Source organism: Prevotella sp. MGM1 (genome assembly GCF_002933775.1).
Classification (GTDB): Bacteria; Bacteroidota; Bacteroidia; order Bacteroidales; family Bacteroidaceae; genus Prevotella.
This window is the reverse complement of sequence record NZ_BEWV01000081.1, coordinates 1-1,122: the sequence shown is the minus strand read 5'-3', so window position 1 is coordinate 1,122 and position 1,122 is coordinate 1. Positions and strand designations below refer to the sequence as shown.

The window sequence follows — 1,122 nt, the reverse complement described above, 5'->3', positions numbered from 1 at the left end:
GTTCCGCGTGCCCGAAGGGGTCAAACTCACGCGCCTTTTCCAGCCAAGACTTCTTGACCTTATAAATGGACATCACTTCCTCGACCGAATAATAGTCAAGCACCTCATTCTCCTCTTTCCCTTTTGTTGGTTCCTGATTTTGTGTTGGCTTTTCTGTTTTTGCCTTTTTACAGAGCTTGCTCTTGCTGGCAGGAACCACACGCTTGTAGGGATTACCCTCAAACATCTTCTCTATATCAGCCTTTCTAACGAATGCCATTCTGCTGCTCAATCTTGATGCCTTCAACTTGCCGTTAGCCACAAGTTTGTAGATATACTGTCGGGTGCATCCCATCAGAATGGCAGCCTTGGAGAAGGTAAGATACTCCTGATGTTGCAGTTCCATGATAGGCTCAATACCGTTAATCAAGTCCTGCTGTCTTTTCTTCCTAAGACGTTTTGCCTCAGCCTGACATTCCTCGGAACAGTATTTCTGCATACCGCTTCTTGGCACGAATGTCTTGCCACAAAATTCACATTTTCTTGTCGGTCTCATACTCTTTGATATTACTATGTTCTACATACTTTGAGTATTCCACCTATGGAGTAAACGGAAGTGAACCATTGACAACCTTTGTCAACCCAGTCCACGATATAACGCATTTTGCCTATCAGCTTCAAATCTGTCCTTCATCGTAACCACTCGTAAATCATTGTAAACTACGTTCACGATATGACAAAATAAAAGCTCCGCAAATTCTCCACGGTAGAAATACGCTGCAAAAATATGTGGAAAATCGGGAACTGCCAAAAAGCACTCAGAAAGTGTTAAAAATCAAAGAGTATTGAAAGTCAAGACTTTATGGTTAGTTATAAGGCTCTAAATACACATTCGGTATGCCGTTGTGTCTCATCTCGATCTCGATCGCGTTTCGTCATGTATGTTGAACGCTTTTTGTAAATATTTATCAAGTCTTATGTTTTGGATCCTGTTTTTTCGCAAATTTGATAAAATGTGCATTTCCGTAAGCGTATTGCGATATGCGTTGACAGGACATACGGTGGTTGTCGTGGGTGGTCAGGTAAACTTTTTTCGGCACAAGCCGAAATTCCGGTGCATGGATTTTAGGATAAGTGTTAAAT

Annotated in this window: 1 protein-coding gene; it reads right to left on the bottom strand. The window is 41.8% G+C overall.

Annotation, left to right across the window (positions count from 1 at the left end; translation table 11 throughout):
- Window positions 1-535 (bottom strand): AlpA family transcriptional regulator (locus tag MoGM_RS02370; protein ID WP_275936835.1); only part of this gene is annotated, 535 nt, incomplete at its 3' end.
- Between the last annotated feature and the right edge of the window lie 587 nt (window positions 536-1,122).